We start from the raw sequence: 16,401 nt of genomic DNA on the forward strand, positions 1-16,401 counted from the left end.
ACCCACAGCAGGCACGTAGCTCAGTTGGTTAGAGCACCACCTTGACATGGTGGGGGTCGTTGGTTCGAGTCCAATCGCGCCTACCAAACAAAATCCGCTCTGCTGGGCGGTCTAGAAGGGCTCACCGAAAGGTGGGCCCTTTTTTGTTGTCTGAATTTCGGATGAACTTGCAAAACTTTGCAAAACCCCCACCTCAGAACGCCAAGTCGGCGTTCACATCGACGTATAAAAATATCCTTCTCCGTGTGGCCTTGAGCGCTCAGTTCGACCGGGCATCCAACAGCACTGACAGCAAGCGCAGCCTGGCGAAGGGAAACCGAACACGTTACTTCTTGATGAGGCGCGGCACCGAACCCATCGGCATTGCCGTGCGAGCAGGCAAGCAGCGGGATGCCGTTCATGGGCAACGGACCGCCAGTGACAGGTGACGGCTGGACATTTCGGGGGTGCGGACTGATCCAGGTACGGTTGGCACGCTGCTCGGCGGCCCTGCTGGCGCCGCAGTTGGCGCATTGATTTCGAGCGCCCTAGGCGTGACCAATGACCCGGATTCGGTCGAAGCCTATCATCGCCTGCCGGTGATATTTTTCCTTACGCCGCCCCGCTTTCCCGCGACCTCCAGGAGCCGCTTGAAGGTGGCGCATTCCATATGTGACGGCGCAGGGCACTCGGCGACGTGTCGGAGCGTGTCGCGGAGCGCGATCAATTCGCGGATATGCCGATCAATCTCGTCGGCCTTTTGATGAAGCCCGGCGCGCGGAAGGTCTGGCATGCCGTTTCTGCCGAACATCCCGGCGATCTCTTCAAGCGAGAACCCTGCCAATTTACCCATCGTGATCAGCTTGAGTTGCAACAGGACTTCGGGCGCAAACTGCCGGCGCAACCCGTGCCGTGAAACCGAGCAAATCAGCCCCACTTCCTCGTAGTAGCGTAGCGCCGAGGGTTTGATTCCGCTCTGTGCCGCCACCTCTCCGATATCCAGAAATTTCATGCTTGACCTCAAGCCGACTTGAAGTGGCAGCATGCTCTTGAACGGACATTCGAGCAAGAGGACAAGACGATGCAACAGGCTGAAACACTCACACAAGAGAGGAAACAATCGGGGGTTACGATCACGCTGGCTCTGGCGATGCTATTGGCCTCGCTCGGCACCAGTATCGCCAATATTGCACTGCCGGCGCTGGCCGAGGCATTTTCCGCGCCCTTTGTCGAGGTGCAGGCGGTCGTCATCGCCTATCTTGCAGCGATGACAACCACAGTCGTCATAGCCGGTCGGCTCGGCGACAAGCATGGACTGAAACCCGCGCTGCTCGCGGGCATTGGCCTGTTCTTCATCGGCTCGCTGGCAGGCGGTCTTGCGCCGAACCTGTGGTCGCTGATCGGTGCGCGTGCACTTCAGGGCATCGGTGCGGCCTTCCTCATGACGCTTTCCATGGCGCTGATGCGTCAGACGGCGAGCGAAGCGAGCGTAGGGCGAGCCATGGGCCTGCTCGGCACGGTCTCGGCGCTGGGCACGGCGCTCGGTCCTTCGCTGGGTGGGCTGTTGATCCCGGTAATGGGATGGCGCGGCATCTTCTGGGTGCAGCTCCCGCTAGCGGCTATCGCCTTGTTTCTGGCTTTCACCTTGTTGCCGAGCGACACCGGTAAGGAGAAGGCACTCTCAGTAAGTCTGTGGTCCGTGCTGAACACGGGCCTTGTTCCCAATCTTCTCGTCAACCTGCTGGTCGCCGCCGTCATGATGACGACGCTCGTGGTCGGCCCGTTCTATCTCGGCCTCGGGCTCGGTCTGAAGGAACAAGTGGTGGGGTTCCTCATGGCGATTGGTCCGGTGATCTCAGTCTTCAGCGGCGTTCCCTCGGGGCGACTGGTTGATGCTTGGGGAAGCAGCCGGGTGCTGGCGATTGGGCTCGTCCTCATGGCCGTCGGTGCCTTCCTTCTGGCGCTCTTGCCAAACATGATCGGAGTCGTTGGCTATGTACTCTCAATCATCGTCCTGACGCCGGGCTACCAGCTCTTTCAGTCCGCCAACAACACCGCCGCGCTGGCGGATGTTTCAACGGACCGACGCGGCACGGTCTCAGGACTTCTCAGCCTGTCGCGGAACATTGGGTTGATCGGGGGGGCATCCATCATGGGGACGGTCTTCGCCTTTGGCGTCGGGACGGAAGAGCTTGCCCATGCCGCTCCTGCGGCGATTGCCAGCGGCATGCAGCTCACCTTCCTGCTCGCCGGTGGAATGATAACTGTCGCGATCGCCACCCATGTTTTTGTAAGGCGGTCGTAACCAGTATTGCTGTTAGCGGAACAGGATCAGGATCAGGAGCGTTCCGAAAGGGGCGGTCCGAGCTGGAAGCCATCATGTCATTCTGAACGCGGGCGACGAATCGGTGGTGCTGCGGCTTGATCGGCTCGCCGTTACACACGCGACGTTCTCAATCTCGTTCTTGAGCTTGACGAAAAGGGGGCGGCGACGTAGCGGCTGCTGACTTCAGCCAGCGCCGCCAAACGGCAATCTCTAGGTCAGGTGAGTGCCTGGCTCAAGCTTGCTCGTCTTGCTCGTCATCATCGTGCTTGAGTGCTGGCTTCATACCTGGCTGGGGTGCGTGCTCCGCATTGGGCGCTATTTCTTCGCCGTGGTTCTTTTTCTCTTGCTGTACTTTTTTGTCGTGGGCGACGTTACGTGGGTCTGTCATGGGAATTCCTTGATTGGGCAGATGATTCAAACGCCTATCGACGCGATACGCTGACTGTGAGCGTCGGGGCAATACTTGGAGTCAGGCCGGGTTAAGGCGTTCAATGTATTCCGACCTGCAACTACAAGCGGTAGCACATCGGCAATATCGCTTGCTCGCTGCGTCGGCAGACGCGTGAGGATGTCCTTCAAACAAGCATACGGATCATGGCCATTCAGCCGCGCAGACTGGACAAACTCATGATCGCTGCCGCCCGCGTGCCGCTGCGTAGCGACCCTGCGAAGAGTCAGTTCATGCGTCCGGGAGCCCTCGGTCGGATCTGGATGCCGATTCAATCGGATTTACCGAGACAGTGCGGGTGAGTCCCGAGCTATGTTGAACTTGCTCAAACAACCAGACAGCCCGATGACAAGGGTTACGCAGGAACCGAATCTGTGCCAGCTGGTTCGGACTAAGGAGTGGAGCGTATGGCAACGCTCGAAAGGGCGGGAGTACGCATGACTCGCCGTAAGCGCAGCACCCTGTGACATTCCCACACATCTAAATGGGAAGTTAAGGGCTTCTGATGCAAGACTGGCCGGGCCTTTGTGTGCTACGAATAACATCACCCTTGAGACCTGCAAATCCCGCTAGCGCATAAGCCACATGGCTCAGTTTTCAGAAGCCGCGGTTGCATCGCGGCCGGATTCAGCCTCCAGCTTCAATCGGTCAGCTTTACTAATGTATTTCGACTTGCTGGACGGTGCCAGTTTGGCGCTTGCCTTTTTGGCGTGAGCCTTTAGTAACTGACTTATTTTCTTTCGACGATTCATGTTTTCTACTCGACGATGAGTTTTCTGAGTAACCGTTTGGGCTGCACGCCTTCCTGATACCCGCGCCTCTGGTCTGGCCGGTCAATCTTAGACGCCTCCGTTACAGCCATCGACTATGAGCAAGCGTCAGCCCTTCCATTGACGATAATCATCTCACACTGAAATGTGTTTCCGTTCACGCAAGGCCTTCTTCCCGCAATGCTTTCTGAACCGCAGGGCGCACCTTGACCCGGTCATACCAATCCCGAAGGTTGTTCAAATTGTCGAAGTGGATGTCCGCTTTGTAATAGCTGGTCAACCAGAAGGCCTGGCCCCAGCCTGTCAATGCGAACAGGTAGGCGTCAGCCACAGTAAAGGAATCACCCATGAGATAGGGGCGGGTAGCCAATTGTTCGTTAATCCAGGCGAAGTGCTTCTCTAACTTTGGCTTGGCGGTGTCCACATACTTACCCGCGAGTGTTGCGTACAGCAGAGGAATGTACCCCTTGTGGATTTCGGATGTCAGGAAGCTCAGCCATTCTTGAAGTCGGTATCGATCAAGCGTGCCAGAAGCTGGAACAAGTCCAAGTTCGGGCCTGAGATCGCCCAGATACTGCACGATTGCCGGGCCCTCACGCAGGAGAGTGCCGTCGTTCAGCTCGATTGCCGGTACATAGCCTAAGCTGTTGATCTCTAGGTAATTGTCGCCCTGTTCGGTGAGGTGCGTTTTGTGATCGACTTTAATCAGTGTGGCATCGAGGCCAAGCTCGTTCAGAATGATGTGGGGCGAAAGGGAGCAAGACGCGGGGATGTAGTACAGCTTCATTTGTAAACTCCAGAGCATGAGTGAGCGCTGTCGGTTCCAACGCAGAGACGGCTTCAGCTCATTCTAGAGGTCAGGTATAAAATAGAAAGAAGGCACTATTTTGTAGTATAGGTACAAAGAATATACCTACATTCTGTAGAGATTCTGACGATGAAAGGCAACATATCAGGCTGTTCGGTAGAAGAAGCGATGCGTTTGTTAGGTGGCCGGTGGCGTTTGCTTATTGCATCCTATCTTCTTGATGGGCCAAAGCGCTTCAATGCGTTGAGGCGGGATATCCCGGCTATTTCACAACGAATGCTAACCATCGATTTGCGCGCCCTGGAAGAAGCAGGACTTGTAAAGCGCACTGTATTTCCGACCGTTCCCGTAACGGTTGAGTACGAACTCACCGGTGACGGACGCCGGTTAGAGCCAGTCGTCGAGGTAATGAAACAGTTTGGGCTATGGGTCAAGAATCGCCAATCCGTCGACAGCGCCTGCCCGGATGAATGCAGTCATTCCCATCTGAGCCGCCTTTAATTTCCCCATCTGCCACTGTTGCGCTACAGGCTGCGCTCCGACAATGGTTGCCTGCGCCGCTTGACCACCTGACGACAGCTCGGGTCGATCAATGCGTTGTGCCGACACCCTGTCATTGAGTAGGAGACATGATGGCCAAGCTCGCATTTTTCATGATTGGTTTTCTGGTGCTGACCATTGGCATCGGCATTCTTGCCACAATTCCCCCGACCTGACGCCTCCTGACACGCGGGGTGTCCGGATCTGACTGATTTCGAAAAGTGCGGCATATCCGTAGCTCTCTTGCGGGCCCATGACTTCTGTATTCTCAGAGGTTCGCCGCCCAGGAAACGCCGAAAAATCACTCGACCTGGCCTGTGTCATGCGCCTCGTAAAAAGACCACTGAAAAATTGAGTTGGATCAATCCAGGCCGTGTTTGCAGTGGCACCCGACGGCGAGAAAACCTATGTTGAGCTTACTCACTGATGGAGAACTCACATGCGTAAAGTCCTGGTAGCTTTTGATGGCTCAGAACCTTCCAAACGTGCGCTTGACTACGCGGTCGACCTCTGGCGCAACAGCATCGGTTCGATCGTGATTCACGTGCTCAACGTTCAGTATGGGGCAATTGTTTACGGGGATTACCTGACGCAGGAAATGGTGGACGACGTCAATAACGGACTATTGAGTGAAGCCGAGAGTGTGCTTGAACAAGCCAGGGATATTCTCGTTGCGGCCGATGCTCCGCACGAAACCCACGCCGCTCTTGGTGTTGTTGCCGAGCAAGTGAATCTTGCGATCAAACAACTGGGCTGCGATACGGTCGTCATGGGGACGCGGGGTCTAGGCAGTTTTGGCGGTCTGATGCTGGGCTCGGTGGCGAACCGGGTTGTGCATGAGATCTCGGTACCGGTGATCCTGGTGAAGTAACGTCTGAGTCGAGGATGCCACTCTCCAGGTCTGATTTCAGGGTCGGGTGGCGTACGATTTGACGATGGATTTAGTGGCTGAGCTGGCATTGAGATCGCAGACGTTTTTCAAATGCAGCCATTTACACGCAGCTATTTCATTCTTGGGCGAAGGCTTGGCAGAGTCCGAGATCAACGCCATGAAGACATGATGGACAACCTTGTCGTTTCCATATTGAGCGAGATAAATCAGCTCCTGATTTTCCAGGCCCGTTTCTTCGCTCAATTCACGGACTGCCGCCTGTTTCGGTGTTTCTCCAGATTCGATTTTGCCGCCTGGCAATGCCCATCTTGATTTGGTTTTGCGCACATAAAGAATCATCCCTTTGCGTTTGCAAATGACCGTCGCCCGCTTTTTCATTGCTTGATCTACCTTCTCGCATCACCCGATCAATCGCGGGTTGCTTGCCTGAGCCTGCTTTATTCGAAGGTAAACCAGTGAGTTAACCGTCATAAATCCTTCACACTCCATGTTAAAGGCATGATGGGTGCCAAAAGCAATGCATATGTATTTTCTGAAAAAACCCGGCGCATCGCCGGGCTATTGGCTTTCTTTGAGCACATCATGGTCAGAATAGTTCGCCATCAACGACTAATGCCTGGTAACGAACTCTGGCTTCGCCACGTGATTCGCAATGTTGCGATAGGTCTGGTCATCCGTGGCCGCCAAAAACTTCTTCCCATCCTTTAACGTCGCCCAAAACGTAACTTCTGTGTCCTGGCCCGCCAACATCAAACCTGCCGCAGCGCCTACCGGCCCTAACATCAATGCGCCCGCAAGTCCTAAGCCGATTGCGTCATCCACTCGTTTGCTGGAAACCTGGCTGGCAACCTCTACCGATTGGAGTGCTTCGCCCGAAATCCTGATACCAGGCCAAGGATGGAGGGGCGTTTCGATTCTAATGTTGCCCGAAAAATACTCCCCGTCACCTTGAAGAAAGTCACCCGCTAAAACCTTGATCTTAGCCATGTGATACCTCCACGCTCAGCGTGAAAAAACCATTGCGCGCCCCATAAAGGTGCGTGTCAAGCGTGTCTGGACGACTGGCAGGCATAGACGACCGGCCATCGGACAGTTTTGGCCAAGGAGCGTTTTATGGTGTCCACATCTATCGCGAGGCAGCGCCTTGGCTGTTCTCCGTCACCGGCTCGGGTAGAGCGCAGGATGCTTATGACGCATATCAATGATTTTCAAGCTCAGGCAAATGTCCTGATGGTTGAACTGGACGATTCCACCTCAGCCATGATGGGGCTGGTATGTTCCCGCCAGACTACGGGCCCTGCCTGGGACGCGGCGGCCAGGCGCCAACGTAACTCGTATGGTCGCTGGTCCGCTTTCCTGAAGAAATCGGATCATTTTGGTCCGGTTCCGACGTGAGCAAAGCCCCCTATGGCTGAGTTATATACCCATCGTATTGTCTATCGATTTCATGATGAGCAGCGTGAGCACGCATTCGAACTCGATAAGTCCACGTTACCGACCCATGTGGCGGCACTGCACTTGCTGCAGTTGCACTTCGGTGATGCGGAAAACAACTTGATCATGCCCGCCGCTGATGCGGCGCCTGATGAAGTTTTGCGCCAGGCCTCGCTGCTCGGTATTTCTGCTATCAGCTCCGTGAAGGCCGCCCAGTCATAACGGCAGCCAACACAGCCCAAGGGATTGCTCTCCGACAGCTTCATGCCCATTAACGACAGGGAAAGCGTTGACTCATGCTGCGCAAACGAAATTACTTCGTTTTCTTATAGATCAATCGAATATCCCGCTTGCGCCGCCCATCACCCGCCGTGAATATAAGCTCCTTGCCGTTTCCGGTATTGGAGCTTTCATGAATGTTCCTCCTTTGGCCCATGATCAGGGACGACTCGACCATGGCGAAGGTGCTGCTTTGGAGCTGATAGCGAGCATGGATGCATTAAACCTCCTGGCTGATCAGCCAACGATCAAGGCGCTTCTTCAATCGGCAAAGAGTCAAGTGCATGATGTTGCCTGGGCGCTGTACGGCGCTGGCGAGCCGATGTACTTGTTGGGGCATGGGGCTGCAATGTCTCAAGGGAGTTGGCCGCCAAGCGTCACTGCCTGCCAGCTTGAGGTGTTATGTCAAGAACAGCAATTGCACCGATGGCCTGCCGGGAGAGGGGAAGAGCCGCTGGGCTGGCTGCTGGCACCCCTGGAACATCGTGGTCACCTGACATTGGCCGCGCTGGCGTTGCGGGTGGGCTACCAGTTACAGACCCAGGCCTTGGCCCGGGCGCAGATCACTCAGCGGGTGCTTTACGAAATCACGTACCTGGCCAGCACGACCCTGGATCGGGGCGCGTTCCTGGAGGGCGTCCATAAGCAACTGGCCACGCTCATCGATGCCGAAAACTTCTACCTGGCGCTCTACAATCCCTCTACAGGAAAAATCACCTACCCCTATTACGTCGATATTACCGATGTCGATGCCATGGAGCCGGAGGCGCATGAATACCTGAACCCTGCGTGTGTATCCATGACCGGCTACGTATTGACCCGAGGGGAGCCGCTGTTGGTCGATGCGGCGGATATCGAGCGGGCCAGACGAGAGGAGAAGTTCTTTTGCCTTGGCCACCAGCCCGAGTTCTGGATGGGGGCGCCACTCAAGAATGCCTCCGATGAAGTATTCGGCATGCTGGCCATGCAGGTTTATGACGTGTCGCGGATCTACAGCGTCGAAGATCGCGTGTTGTTTCAGGTCGTAGCGCGTCATGTGGCGATGGCCCTTGACCGGATTTTGCACCGCGCAGACCTGGAGCGGACCGTACTGTTGCGTACTCAGGAGCTGTCGGCCCTCAACGCCGCGCTGCGCCAGGAAGTCATCGAGCGGGAGCGTGCCGAGCATCTGCAAAGTGCGTTGTTTCAGATTGCCGAACTGTCGAGTCAACCGGGAGACATGGCTGAGCTGTTCCATAGCCTGCATTTGATCGTTGGCGAGTTGCTGGTTGCGCTGAACTTCTATATTGCGCTGTACGATACCGCTACCGATGAAGTCACCTTTCCGTACTACGTGGATGAACGGCTGGCCAGCCGACCGGTCCCTCGTCGGGGGCAGCGGGGTTTTACCGAGTATGTGATCCGTCAACGGCAGGCATGCCTGATCAGTAGTGACCATGCGCTTTACCTTGAGTCCCTTGGCGAAATCGAGATCGGCAACGAGGACAATCGATCCTCGTCATGGTTGGGCGTACCGCTCTTCGAGGGTGACAACGTTCGTGGTGTGCTGGCGGTGCAAAGTTATTCGGCGCTGGTGAGCTACTCACCGCGTGATCAGGAGCTGCTGACCTTTGTTTCGCGCCATATCGACACCGCGCTCGCTCGGCGCAGTGCCGCCGAGGCGGTGCATACCGATAACCTGCGACTCGAAGCCCGTGTCCGCGACCGCACTCGAGAGCTCGATAAGGTCAACGCAAGGCTTCAACATGAGAACGGCCACGACTCGCTGACCGGATTACCCAACCGCAGTCACTTGCAGCAACGCCTGAACACGGCCTGGTTGAATTACCTTACCCAAGGCCAGCCAATGGTCGTGATGTTCATTGACCTGGACCGGTTCAAGCTGGTTAACGACAGCCTCGGTCATCATTTCGGTGACTTGCTGTTGACCCAGGCAGCGGATCGTCTGCGCAGCTGCATGCGTGAAAACGATTTGCTGGCGCGATTGGGAGGCGACGAGTTCGCCGTGCTGGCCGTCAGTGCGACACTGGACATTGCCATTGGCATCGCCGAAAGAATTCTTCAGGCATTCGATCTGCCGTTCCGCGTTGACGCCCATTCGGTGTTTTCATCGTGCAGCATCGGGATCGTGGGGGCGGACAGACAGTTCCATCAGGAACCCACAGACCTGCTGCGTGACGCCGATATGGCCATGTATCGAGTCAAGAACGGCGGGCGTGACAGCTACGCGGTATTCAATCAAGAGCTGCGCCGGGAAGTTTCCGATCAGGTCGAGCAAGAAGGCGCATTGCGCAATGCCCTCAAGCGCAGCGATGAACTGATTCCTTATTTCCAGCCGATCATCTGTATTGAAACAGGGAAAATACTGGCACTTGAAGCACTGATTCGCTGGCACCAGCCTGACGGGCGAGTGGTTGCGCCGGGGAATTTCCTGCCCGCCCTGGAAGGCTTGCGCCTGATCGGGCGGCTTGATCAATACATGTTGCAGTGCGTCATCGCCATTCTGGCGCAGCCGGCCAACAGTCACTGGCCGACGGTTCATGTGAATTGTTCAAGCTACAGCATTACCCGACCCGAATTTGCCGGGGAACTGCTGGCCATGCTGGAGCGTTATGAGGTTGCGCCGTCCAGGATTTGCCTGGAACTGACCGAGGGAGCGTTGGTTGCCGAGCCTGAACTCGCCCGGCAATCCATGAAGCAGTTGGCCGACCATGGCATGTCGGTGGTGCTGGACGATTTTGGCGCTGGTTTCTCCTCACTCAGCTACGTGCATCAATACCACTTCAGTGGCTTGAAAATCGACAAGTCGTTCATTCTTGAACTCACCACCAGCGCCCGCAGCCGGGCCATCGTGCGGGCTATTGTGCGCATGGCGCAATCCCTGGACCTGACTGTGGTGGCCGAGGGCGTGGAAGACGAGGCGTCCCTTAATCTTCTGCGTGAAATCGGCGCAGGACAGGCGCAGGGCTACTACTTCGCAATGCCATTGCCTCAGGAGCAGTTGGTGCTGGACGATTAACGTTGTTCAGTCAGTTGGCGGCAATGGACGGCCACTTTCGGTTGTTCGTTGCCGCCTGTTTGCAGCAGCAAAAGGCGGACTCGGGCTGGCAGCCTTGTTTTCCGGGGGCTTTAGAGCAGGTCATGAAGTGGCACCGCTTTTGCTGCGTTTACCGGGACTGCACTCTGCAGCAGGAGGCAAGTGATGAATACAGCCAGTATCAGCACGCTTTACCACTTGGTCTCGCAAGTGGTGGGGCGCAAGACCCAGGAGGATGTGTCCGGGAACACATTCTCCGTCCCGGTCACGTCGACCAGTCCGGTTCCAGCCGTGGATGCCGTGAGCGAGAACACCGGCGACAACAATAGCGATGCCACCTTTGACGAGGCATTCGCCCGATTGCTCGTGAGTTTGAAGGCGTCGACGCAGGAAAGTGATTCCCAGGCGGCCTTTACGTCGCCTGTTGTGGATACCAGCATCGCAGCGACGGATTCAGCAGTGACCACCGAAGCCGATATCGCAGCGGCGACCGACACGACGTCCTCGGCGCAACAGGAATTCATGGACTTCATGAATCGGTCGCCGGCCGAGCAAATGCGGGAGCGCCTGACCGGGGTCAGCACGCAGGAGTACGAGGCCATGTCGCCGGAGCAGAAACTGTCCGTTGATAACGCCCTTCAGGCTGCCCTCAAGGAACAGCAGCAGACAGCGACCACGGACATCAACAGCAAGATTCTGGCGGCCAGACTGGCACTGGTTTAACGCTTTCCTCAACTAGCGCGGTTTCGTTGGAGCGAGCGGGTGGCGTTCCAACGGCTCCTGTGTTCGCTGCGCTATATCACTCCAACTGATTCCGATAGGGCAAGTCCGGGCCGACTTTGGTACAGGTCAGCGCGGCTGCCTTCACCGCAAACCTGAGCATTTCATCCAGTGTCTCCCGAGGCAATGAAGGCAGACTCGCCAGGTTGTCGAATTGGCGTTCGGTGAGGAACGTGATCAACGCTGCCTGAAAGGTGTCGCCCGCACCCACCGTGTCGGCCGTGGCTACCGTCTGTGCCGGGACCGACCAGTTGCCATGCTGGCGGGTAAAGATACTGGCGCCTTGAGTGCCGCGGGTCAGGATGACCAGCTGGCAACGCTTGCCAAGCCAGCCTTGGGCAATGTCTTCGGGGCTGCGCTCGGGATAGAGCAGCGCGAGGTCTTCGTCGCTGACCTTGATGATGTGTGCGTGCTCGGCAAATGCGCTGATCTGCTCGCGCCAACGGGCGATATCCGGCGCCGGGTTCAGGCGTACATTGGGGTCCAGCGTGATCAGTCGTCGGTCACTTTCCCGCGCCACCAATGCCAGCAACGTGTCGGCTATCGGCTGGACCACCAGGGAAAACGATCCCACATGTATGCCACGTACGGCCTCCGTCAGGTCTGGCAGGTGCTCGAGGCGCAGTTGGCGGTCTGCGCAACCGTCGCCCCGAAAACTGTAGTGGGGCGAGCCATCGGCACTGACGGCCACCATGGCCAGGGTCGTCGGCGCGTCAAAGTCCACCAGATAATCGGGACGCACGCCTTCTTCATCCAGCACCGTACGCAGACGCCGACCCAGGTAGTCCGTTGATAGGCCGGCCAGAAAACCTGAGTCCACGCCCAGGCGGCGCAAGCCCACTGCAACGTTAAAAGGTGAACCTCCGGCAATGGCCTGAAACCCCAGGGTATTGCTCTTGCCATCGCTGTCTGGCTGTTTGAAAAAATCGAACAGCGCTTCCCCGCAAACCAGAAACATACAGGCTCCTTGAAAATGATGAACCGCGCAGTCAACTCGCCGGTAGCTGAGTGCGATAGCGTTCATAGATAGGTTGATAGGCCGCGACGTTCTGTTCCAGTGGATGGGTTTCACTGGCCGGGTCAAGGCTGACGCAGCGTGTGCACAGGTGTTCGAGGGTTTCCGGGGTGTGGGTCGCCAGGGAAAAACACCAGGCTGCCTGAATCGCGGCCCCAAGCGCCGCGGCCTCGGTCTGTTCGGTGCAGATGACCGGCGTATTCATGATGTCCGCCACGATCTGCCGCCACACAGTACTTTTCGCGCCGCCGCCGATCAGGCGAATGTTTTGGCTGCGTATTCCACTGTCGCGCAACAGGTCCAGGCCGTAGCGCAATCCGAACGTGGTGCCTTCAACCACGGCGCGACTCACATTGGCCGGTGTCAGGTTGGTGCTGTTCAGGCCAAGAATACTGCCTGTGGCGTGGGGCAGGGCGGGCACGCGCTCACCGTTGAGAAATGGCAGCATCAACACGCCTTCGGCACCCACGGGCGCTCGACTGACAGCTTCATTGAAGGCGGCTATATCGAGCCCCAGCAGATCGCGAACGGCACTGCTGGCATTGGTCAGGTTCATGGTGCAGATCAGCGGCAGCCAGCCACCGGACGACGAGCAAAATGTCGCGACCGAAGGCTGCTCACTGACCTGTGGCTGATCGCTGAAGGCGTAGACCGTCCCGGACGAGCCGAGGCTCATGGTGATCGCCCCCGGTTGAATATTGCCCGTGCCAATGGCGCCCATCATATTGTCACCGCCACCACTGGACACCAGCGCCGACGGGTTCAACTCAAGCAGCTGGGCGATGTGCGGCAGAATCTGCCCGACGGGTTGATGCGCTTCCAGCAATTGAGGTAAAGCCCGGCAAAGACGGCCGCTGGGATCGATGTGTTCCAGCAACGGCAGGTCCCAGTCCCGACTGCGTACATTGAAATAGCCAGTACCCGAGGCATCGCCGTACTCGCTGCAGCAGCGGCCAGTCAGCCAGTAATTGAGATAGTCATGGGGCAACAGGATCTTGTCGATCTGCTCGAAGACGCCGGGATGCTGCTCCAGCGTCCATAACAGTTTGGAGACGGTGTAACCCGGCGCGATGGCGACGCCCAGGCGCGCCAGCGAACCGCTTTCGCCACCCAGATAGTGCAGCAATCGGTCGTTTTCCGGGGTGGTTTCGGTGTCACACCACAGTTTGGCCGGTCGCAGGACCTGGCCCTGGCTGTCGAGCAATACCAGGCCGTGTTGCTGACCGGACACGCCGATCCCTTGAATCTCGGCACCGCTGATACCCGCCTGGGTCAGCGCGTCACGCGTGGCTTGCTCAAAAGAGGTCAGCCATTGCTGCACCTCCTGTTCACGACGCCCGTTGGCGCCACTGATCATGCTGTGCGAGGCTGAACCCTGACCCAGAACCTTGCCGCTGGCGGCATCCAGCACGATGGCCTTGGTGCCCTGAGTACCGCAGTCGATTCCAAGAAACATAAGCGCCTCAGACGGTCTTGGCCAACAGGTTTTCCAGCGTTTTGCTAACGCCCTGTTCCTTCAGGCTGTTGAAATTGTGTTCAAAAGCCGCGACAAACTCGGCGGACTGCGGGATAGCCATTCCGAAGATTTCTTCAACCCCCAGCAGGCGCCGGGTGATCACGCCATCATCCGCCACCAGCGCCTTGCAGAACTCGGCTCGGGGGTCGACTACGGTGTACGGCACGCCGTTTTCCCCTTCGCCGCGTTGCAGGTAAACGGCCCACGCAGCGACCACCAGGGAAGCACGCTCCAGATTGCCCTGATCAAGAATCAGGCGGTTGAGGGTCGGCACCGTGAACTTGGGGAACTTCGACGAGCCGTCGGAACAGACGCGCTCCAGTTGATCGGCAATCGCTCGATTGGAAAAACGCTCGATCAACGTGTCTTTGTAGGCTTCCAGATCGATCCCGGGCACCGACGCCAGTTGCGGGGTGACATCCAGGTCCATATAAGCACGGATATACCTCACGAATAACGGGTCTGCCATGGTTTCGTGGACGAAGCGATAACCTTTGAGCGCGCCCAGATAGGTCAGAGCCAGATGGCTGCCGTTGAGCAGTTTGATTTTCATTTCTTCATAAGGCGTGACGTCATCCGTGAACTGCACGCCGACTTTTTCCCACGCCGGGCGACCCTCCACGAACTTGTCTTCCAGAACCCATTGCACAAAGGGTTCGCACACCACAGGCCAGGCGTCGTCGATGCCCTTGTCGTCGGCCAGTTGCAAGCGATGCGCCGAACTGGTCATGGGCGTGATGCGATCGACCATGGCGTTGGGGAAACTCACGTGCTCGGCGATCCAGTCATGCAACCCGGCATCCTGTAACGCTGCGAACGCCAGCAGAGCCTTGCAGGCGACCGCGCCGTTGTGGGGCAGGTTATCGCACGACATGACGGTGAAGGCGGGCGTGCCAGTGGCGCGGCGTTTGCTCAACGCGGCGCAGAGCAGGCCGAACACGGTTGTCGGCTCGCCGGGGTTGGCCAGATCATGCTGAATCTGCGGCAGATGGGCCATGAACTGGCCCGTGCTGTCATCGATGCAATAGCCGCCTTCGGTAATGGTCAGGGAGACGATGCGGATCTGTGGGTCGGCCAGTTTGTCGATCAGGGCTTGAATACCGTCCTGAGCAAGCAACATGTCGCTGATGGCGCCGATAATGCGCGTTTCGGTGTCCGGGGTATCCCCCAGTTCGTACAAGGTATACAGGTAATCCTGCTCCGCCAGAGCGTCACGCACGGCGCGATCTTCCGGCCGCAGGCCAATGCCGCAAATGCTCCAGTCCAGACCTTCGCCGGTATTCATCAGTGCATCGGTATAAAACGCCTGGTGCGCCCGGTGGAAGCCACCGACGCCGATATGAGCGATGCCCTGTTGTACTGCATTCGAGGTGTAGGTCGGCAGGGCGACGGTTGCGCCCAACAGGGACAGATTCTGTTTGTTCAGTTTCATGGTGACGATCTCTAAGATTCAGGCGGCGACCTGCAGGGCTCTGGTGATCACCAGGCCTTGGGCGTCGAATAAATGGCAATGGGCGCTATCCAGGTGCAGGTTGAGCGTTTCGCCGTACTGGCTGGCCAGATCGCCGCGGATGCGCATGGTCAATGACTCGCCGACGCGGGTGCGCACATGGCAAAAGGTGTCGCTGCCCAGACGTTCGCTGACGTCAGCAATGACCTGCAACTGGCAGTCATCTTCCTTTGCCAGGTTCAAGTGCTCCGGGCGAATGCCCAGGGTGACGGGGTCGCCCACACCCATGCGTGGATGGGTGAACGGCAGGCTGACGCGCGTGCCGGCGTCCAGTTCCACCTCGCAACCATTGGCTTCGACGCGACTGACCTTGCCCTTGAGGAAGCCCATTTTCGGCGTGCCGAGGAACCCGGCCACAAACAGGTTGGCCGGGTGGTGATACAGCTCCAGCGGCGCGCCAACCTGTTCGACCCGGCCGCCGTTGAGCACCACCACTTTGTCGGCCAGGGTCATGGCCTCGACCTGGTCGTGGGTGACGTAAATCATCGTCGCTTGCAGCTCCTTGTGCAGACGCGACAGCTCCAGTCGCGTCTGAACACGCAGCGCCGCGTCAAGGTTGGACAACGGTTCGTCGAACAGGAAGATTTTCGGGTTGCGCACGATGGCACGACCAATGGCGACCCGCTGGCGCTGACCACCGGAAAGCTGTTTGGGTTTGCGCTCCAGCAACGGGCCGAGTTCGAGAATACGGGCGGCTTCGTCGACCTTCTTCTTGATCTCGGCCTTGTCTCCACCGGCCAGATCCAGGGCGAACGACAGATTTTTGCCCACGGTCATGTGCGGGTACAGAGCGTAGGTCTGAAACACCATGGCCAGATCGCGCTTGGCTGGCGTCACTTGAGTGATGTCGCGGCCATCCAGCTCGATGGTCCCGGACGTCACGTCTTCAAGACCCGCAATCAGGCGCAGCAAGGTGGATTTGCCACAGCCGGACGGGCCAACGAAAACCACGAATTCCCGGTCCTTCACGTCCAGATCGATGCCCTTGATGATCTGATGACCGTCAAAGCCTTTTTGCAGGTTTCTGATGCTGAGGTTAGCCATGATGGCCTCCGTTCTTATTCTTG

The 16,401-nt window shown here is 57.6% G+C and carries 17 protein-coding genes, 1 tRNA gene and 1 pseudogene; 8 read left to right on the forward strand and 11 right to left on the reverse strand.

Annotation, left to right across the window (positions count from 1 at the left end):
• Positions 1–9: 9 nt before the first annotated feature.
• A tRNA-Val gene (locus ACP7B0_RS02145) sits at positions 10–86 on the forward strand.
• 479 nt (positions 87–565) lie between these two features.
• Here ACP7B0_RS02145 and ACP7B0_RS02150 read toward each other — a convergent pair.
• Positions 566–991, reverse strand: coding sequence for a helix-turn-helix domain-containing protein (locus ACP7B0_RS02150; RefSeq protein WP_426139277.1), 426 nt, complete (start codon positions 989–991; stop codon positions 566–568).
• Positions 992–1,060: 69 nt separating this feature from the next.
• Between ACP7B0_RS02150 and ACP7B0_RS02155 the strand changes: the two genes are divergently transcribed.
• Entirely contained in the window at positions 1,061–2,284 is a 1,224-nt protein-coding gene (locus tag ACP7B0_RS02155) for an MFS transporter (RefSeq protein ID WP_426139278.1), read from the forward strand.
• 253 nt (positions 2,285–2,537) lie between these two features.
• On the opposite strand, the gene ACP7B0_RS02160 is transcribed toward ACP7B0_RS02155, so the two are convergent.
• The 4 genes and pseudogenes from ACP7B0_RS02160 to gstA all read right to left on the reverse strand — a co-directional run bounded on the left by ACP7B0_RS02160 (position 2,538) and on the right by gstA (position 4,310).
• Complete coding sequence (locus ACP7B0_RS02160) at positions 2,538–2,693, reverse strand: hypothetical protein (RefSeq protein ID WP_020292265.1); 156 nt, start codon at positions 2,691–2,693, stop codon at positions 2,538–2,540.
• 128 nt (positions 2,694–2,821) lie between these two features.
• Positions 2,822–3,015, reverse strand: a pseudogene (locus tag ACP7B0_RS02165) (transposase domain-containing protein); the annotation flags it as partial.
• A gap of 328 nt (positions 3,016–3,343) precedes the next feature.
• The gene (locus tag ACP7B0_RS02170; protein ID WP_426139279.1) at positions 3,344–3,505 is read right to left on the reverse strand and encodes a DUF2986 domain-containing protein; all 162 of its coding nucleotides are present in this window, start codon (positions 3,503–3,505) and stop codon (positions 3,344–3,346) included.
• A 175-nt stretch (positions 3,506–3,680) separates the two neighbouring features.
• The gene (gene gstA / locus ACP7B0_RS02175) at positions 3,681–4,310 is read right to left on the reverse strand and encodes a glutathione transferase GstA (RefSeq protein ID WP_426139280.1); all 630 of its coding nucleotides are present in this window, start codon (positions 4,308–4,310) and stop codon (positions 3,681–3,683) included.
• Positions 4,311–4,460: 150 nt separating this feature from the next.
• On the opposite strand from gstA, the gene ACP7B0_RS02180 reads away from it, so the two are divergent.
• Positions 4,461–4,832: a winged helix-turn-helix transcriptional regulator gene (locus ACP7B0_RS02180; protein ID WP_426139281.1), complete on the forward strand. Its 372-nt coding sequence runs from the start codon at positions 4,461–4,463 to the stop codon at positions 4,830–4,832.
• A gap of 478 nt (positions 4,833–5,310) precedes the next feature.
• Complete coding sequence (locus tag ACP7B0_RS02185; protein WP_426139282.1) at positions 5,311–5,742, forward strand: universal stress protein; 432 nt, start codon at positions 5,311–5,313, stop codon at positions 5,740–5,742.
• Positions 5,743–5,778: 36 nt separating this feature from the next.
• Here ACP7B0_RS02185 and ACP7B0_RS02190 read toward each other — a convergent pair whose 3' ends face one another.
• Both ACP7B0_RS02190 and ACP7B0_RS02195 read right to left on the reverse strand, forming a co-directional pair.
• Positions 5,779–6,141 (reverse strand): NUDIX hydrolase, encoded by a 363-nt coding sequence (locus tag ACP7B0_RS02190; RefSeq protein ID WP_426139283.1) that lies wholly within the window; start codon positions 6,139–6,141, stop codon positions 5,779–5,781.
• 231 nt (positions 6,142–6,372) lie between these two features.
• Positions 6,373–6,750 carry a hypothetical protein gene (locus tag ACP7B0_RS02195; RefSeq protein ID WP_426139284.1) on the reverse strand — a complete coding sequence of 126 codons (378 nt, stop codon included), beginning with the start codon at positions 6,748–6,750 and terminating at the stop codon, positions 6,373–6,375.
• Positions 6,751–6,951: 201 nt separating this feature from the next.
• Here ACP7B0_RS02195 and ACP7B0_RS02200 point away from each other — a divergent pair, with 201 nt between their 5' ends.
• The 4 genes from ACP7B0_RS02200 to ACP7B0_RS02215 all read left to right on the forward strand — a co-directional run bounded on the left by ACP7B0_RS02200 (position 6,952) and on the right by ACP7B0_RS02215 (position 11,236).
• Positions 6,952–7,158: a hypothetical protein gene (locus ACP7B0_RS02200; protein WP_426139285.1), complete on the forward strand. Its 207-nt coding sequence runs from the start codon at positions 6,952–6,954 to the stop codon at positions 7,156–7,158.
• Between the two features lie 12 nt (positions 7,159–7,170).
• A complete protein-coding gene (locus ACP7B0_RS02205) occupies positions 7,171–7,419 on the forward strand; it encodes a hypothetical protein (protein ID WP_426139286.1) in 249 nt (82 codons plus the stop codon).
• Between the two features lie 190 nt (positions 7,420–7,609).
• Positions 7,610–10,495 (forward strand): sensor domain-containing phosphodiesterase, encoded by a 2,886-nt coding sequence (locus tag ACP7B0_RS02210; RefSeq protein ID WP_426139287.1) that lies wholly within the window; start codon positions 7,610–7,612, stop codon positions 10,493–10,495.
• Positions 10,496–10,678: 183 nt separating this feature from the next.
• Positions 10,679–11,236 (forward strand): hypothetical protein, encoded by a 558-nt coding sequence (locus ACP7B0_RS02215; RefSeq protein WP_426139288.1) that lies wholly within the window; start codon positions 10,679–10,681, stop codon positions 11,234–11,236.
• Positions 11,237–11,312: 76 nt separating this feature from the next.
• On the opposite strand, the gene ACP7B0_RS02220 is transcribed toward ACP7B0_RS02215, so the two are convergent.
• Genes ACP7B0_RS02220 through ACP7B0_RS02235 form a run of 4 tightly spaced genes read right to left on the reverse strand, consistent with a single transcriptional unit; the run spans position 11,313 to position 16,378 of the window.
• Positions 11,313–12,251: a carbohydrate kinase family protein gene (locus ACP7B0_RS02220; RefSeq protein WP_426139289.1), complete on the reverse strand. Its 939-nt coding sequence runs from the start codon at positions 12,249–12,251 to the stop codon at positions 11,313–11,315.
• Between the two features lie 31 nt (positions 12,252–12,282).
• Complete coding sequence (gene xylB, locus ACP7B0_RS02225; RefSeq protein WP_426139290.1) at positions 12,283–13,764, reverse strand: xylulokinase; 1,482 nt, start codon at positions 13,762–13,764, stop codon at positions 12,283–12,285.
• A 7-nt stretch (positions 13,765–13,771) separates the two neighbouring features.
• On the reverse strand, positions 13,772–15,256 hold the full coding sequence (locus ACP7B0_RS02230; protein WP_426139291.1) for a mannitol dehydrogenase family protein: 1,485 nt from the start codon (positions 15,254–15,256) through the stop codon (positions 13,772–13,774).
• Positions 15,257–15,274: 18 nt separating this feature from the next.
• Positions 15,275–16,378, reverse strand: a complete 1,104-nt coding sequence (locus ACP7B0_RS02235; protein ID WP_426139292.1) for an ABC transporter ATP-binding protein — start codon at positions 16,376–16,378, stop codon at positions 15,275–15,277.
• Positions 16,379–16,401 lie beyond the last annotated feature (23 nt).

The sequence above is a fragment of the Pseudomonas sp. DWP3-1-2 genome (assembly GCF_049896285.1).
In the GTDB taxonomy this organism is placed as follows: domain Bacteria; phylum Pseudomonadota; class Gammaproteobacteria; order Pseudomonadales; family Pseudomonadaceae; genus Aquipseudomonas.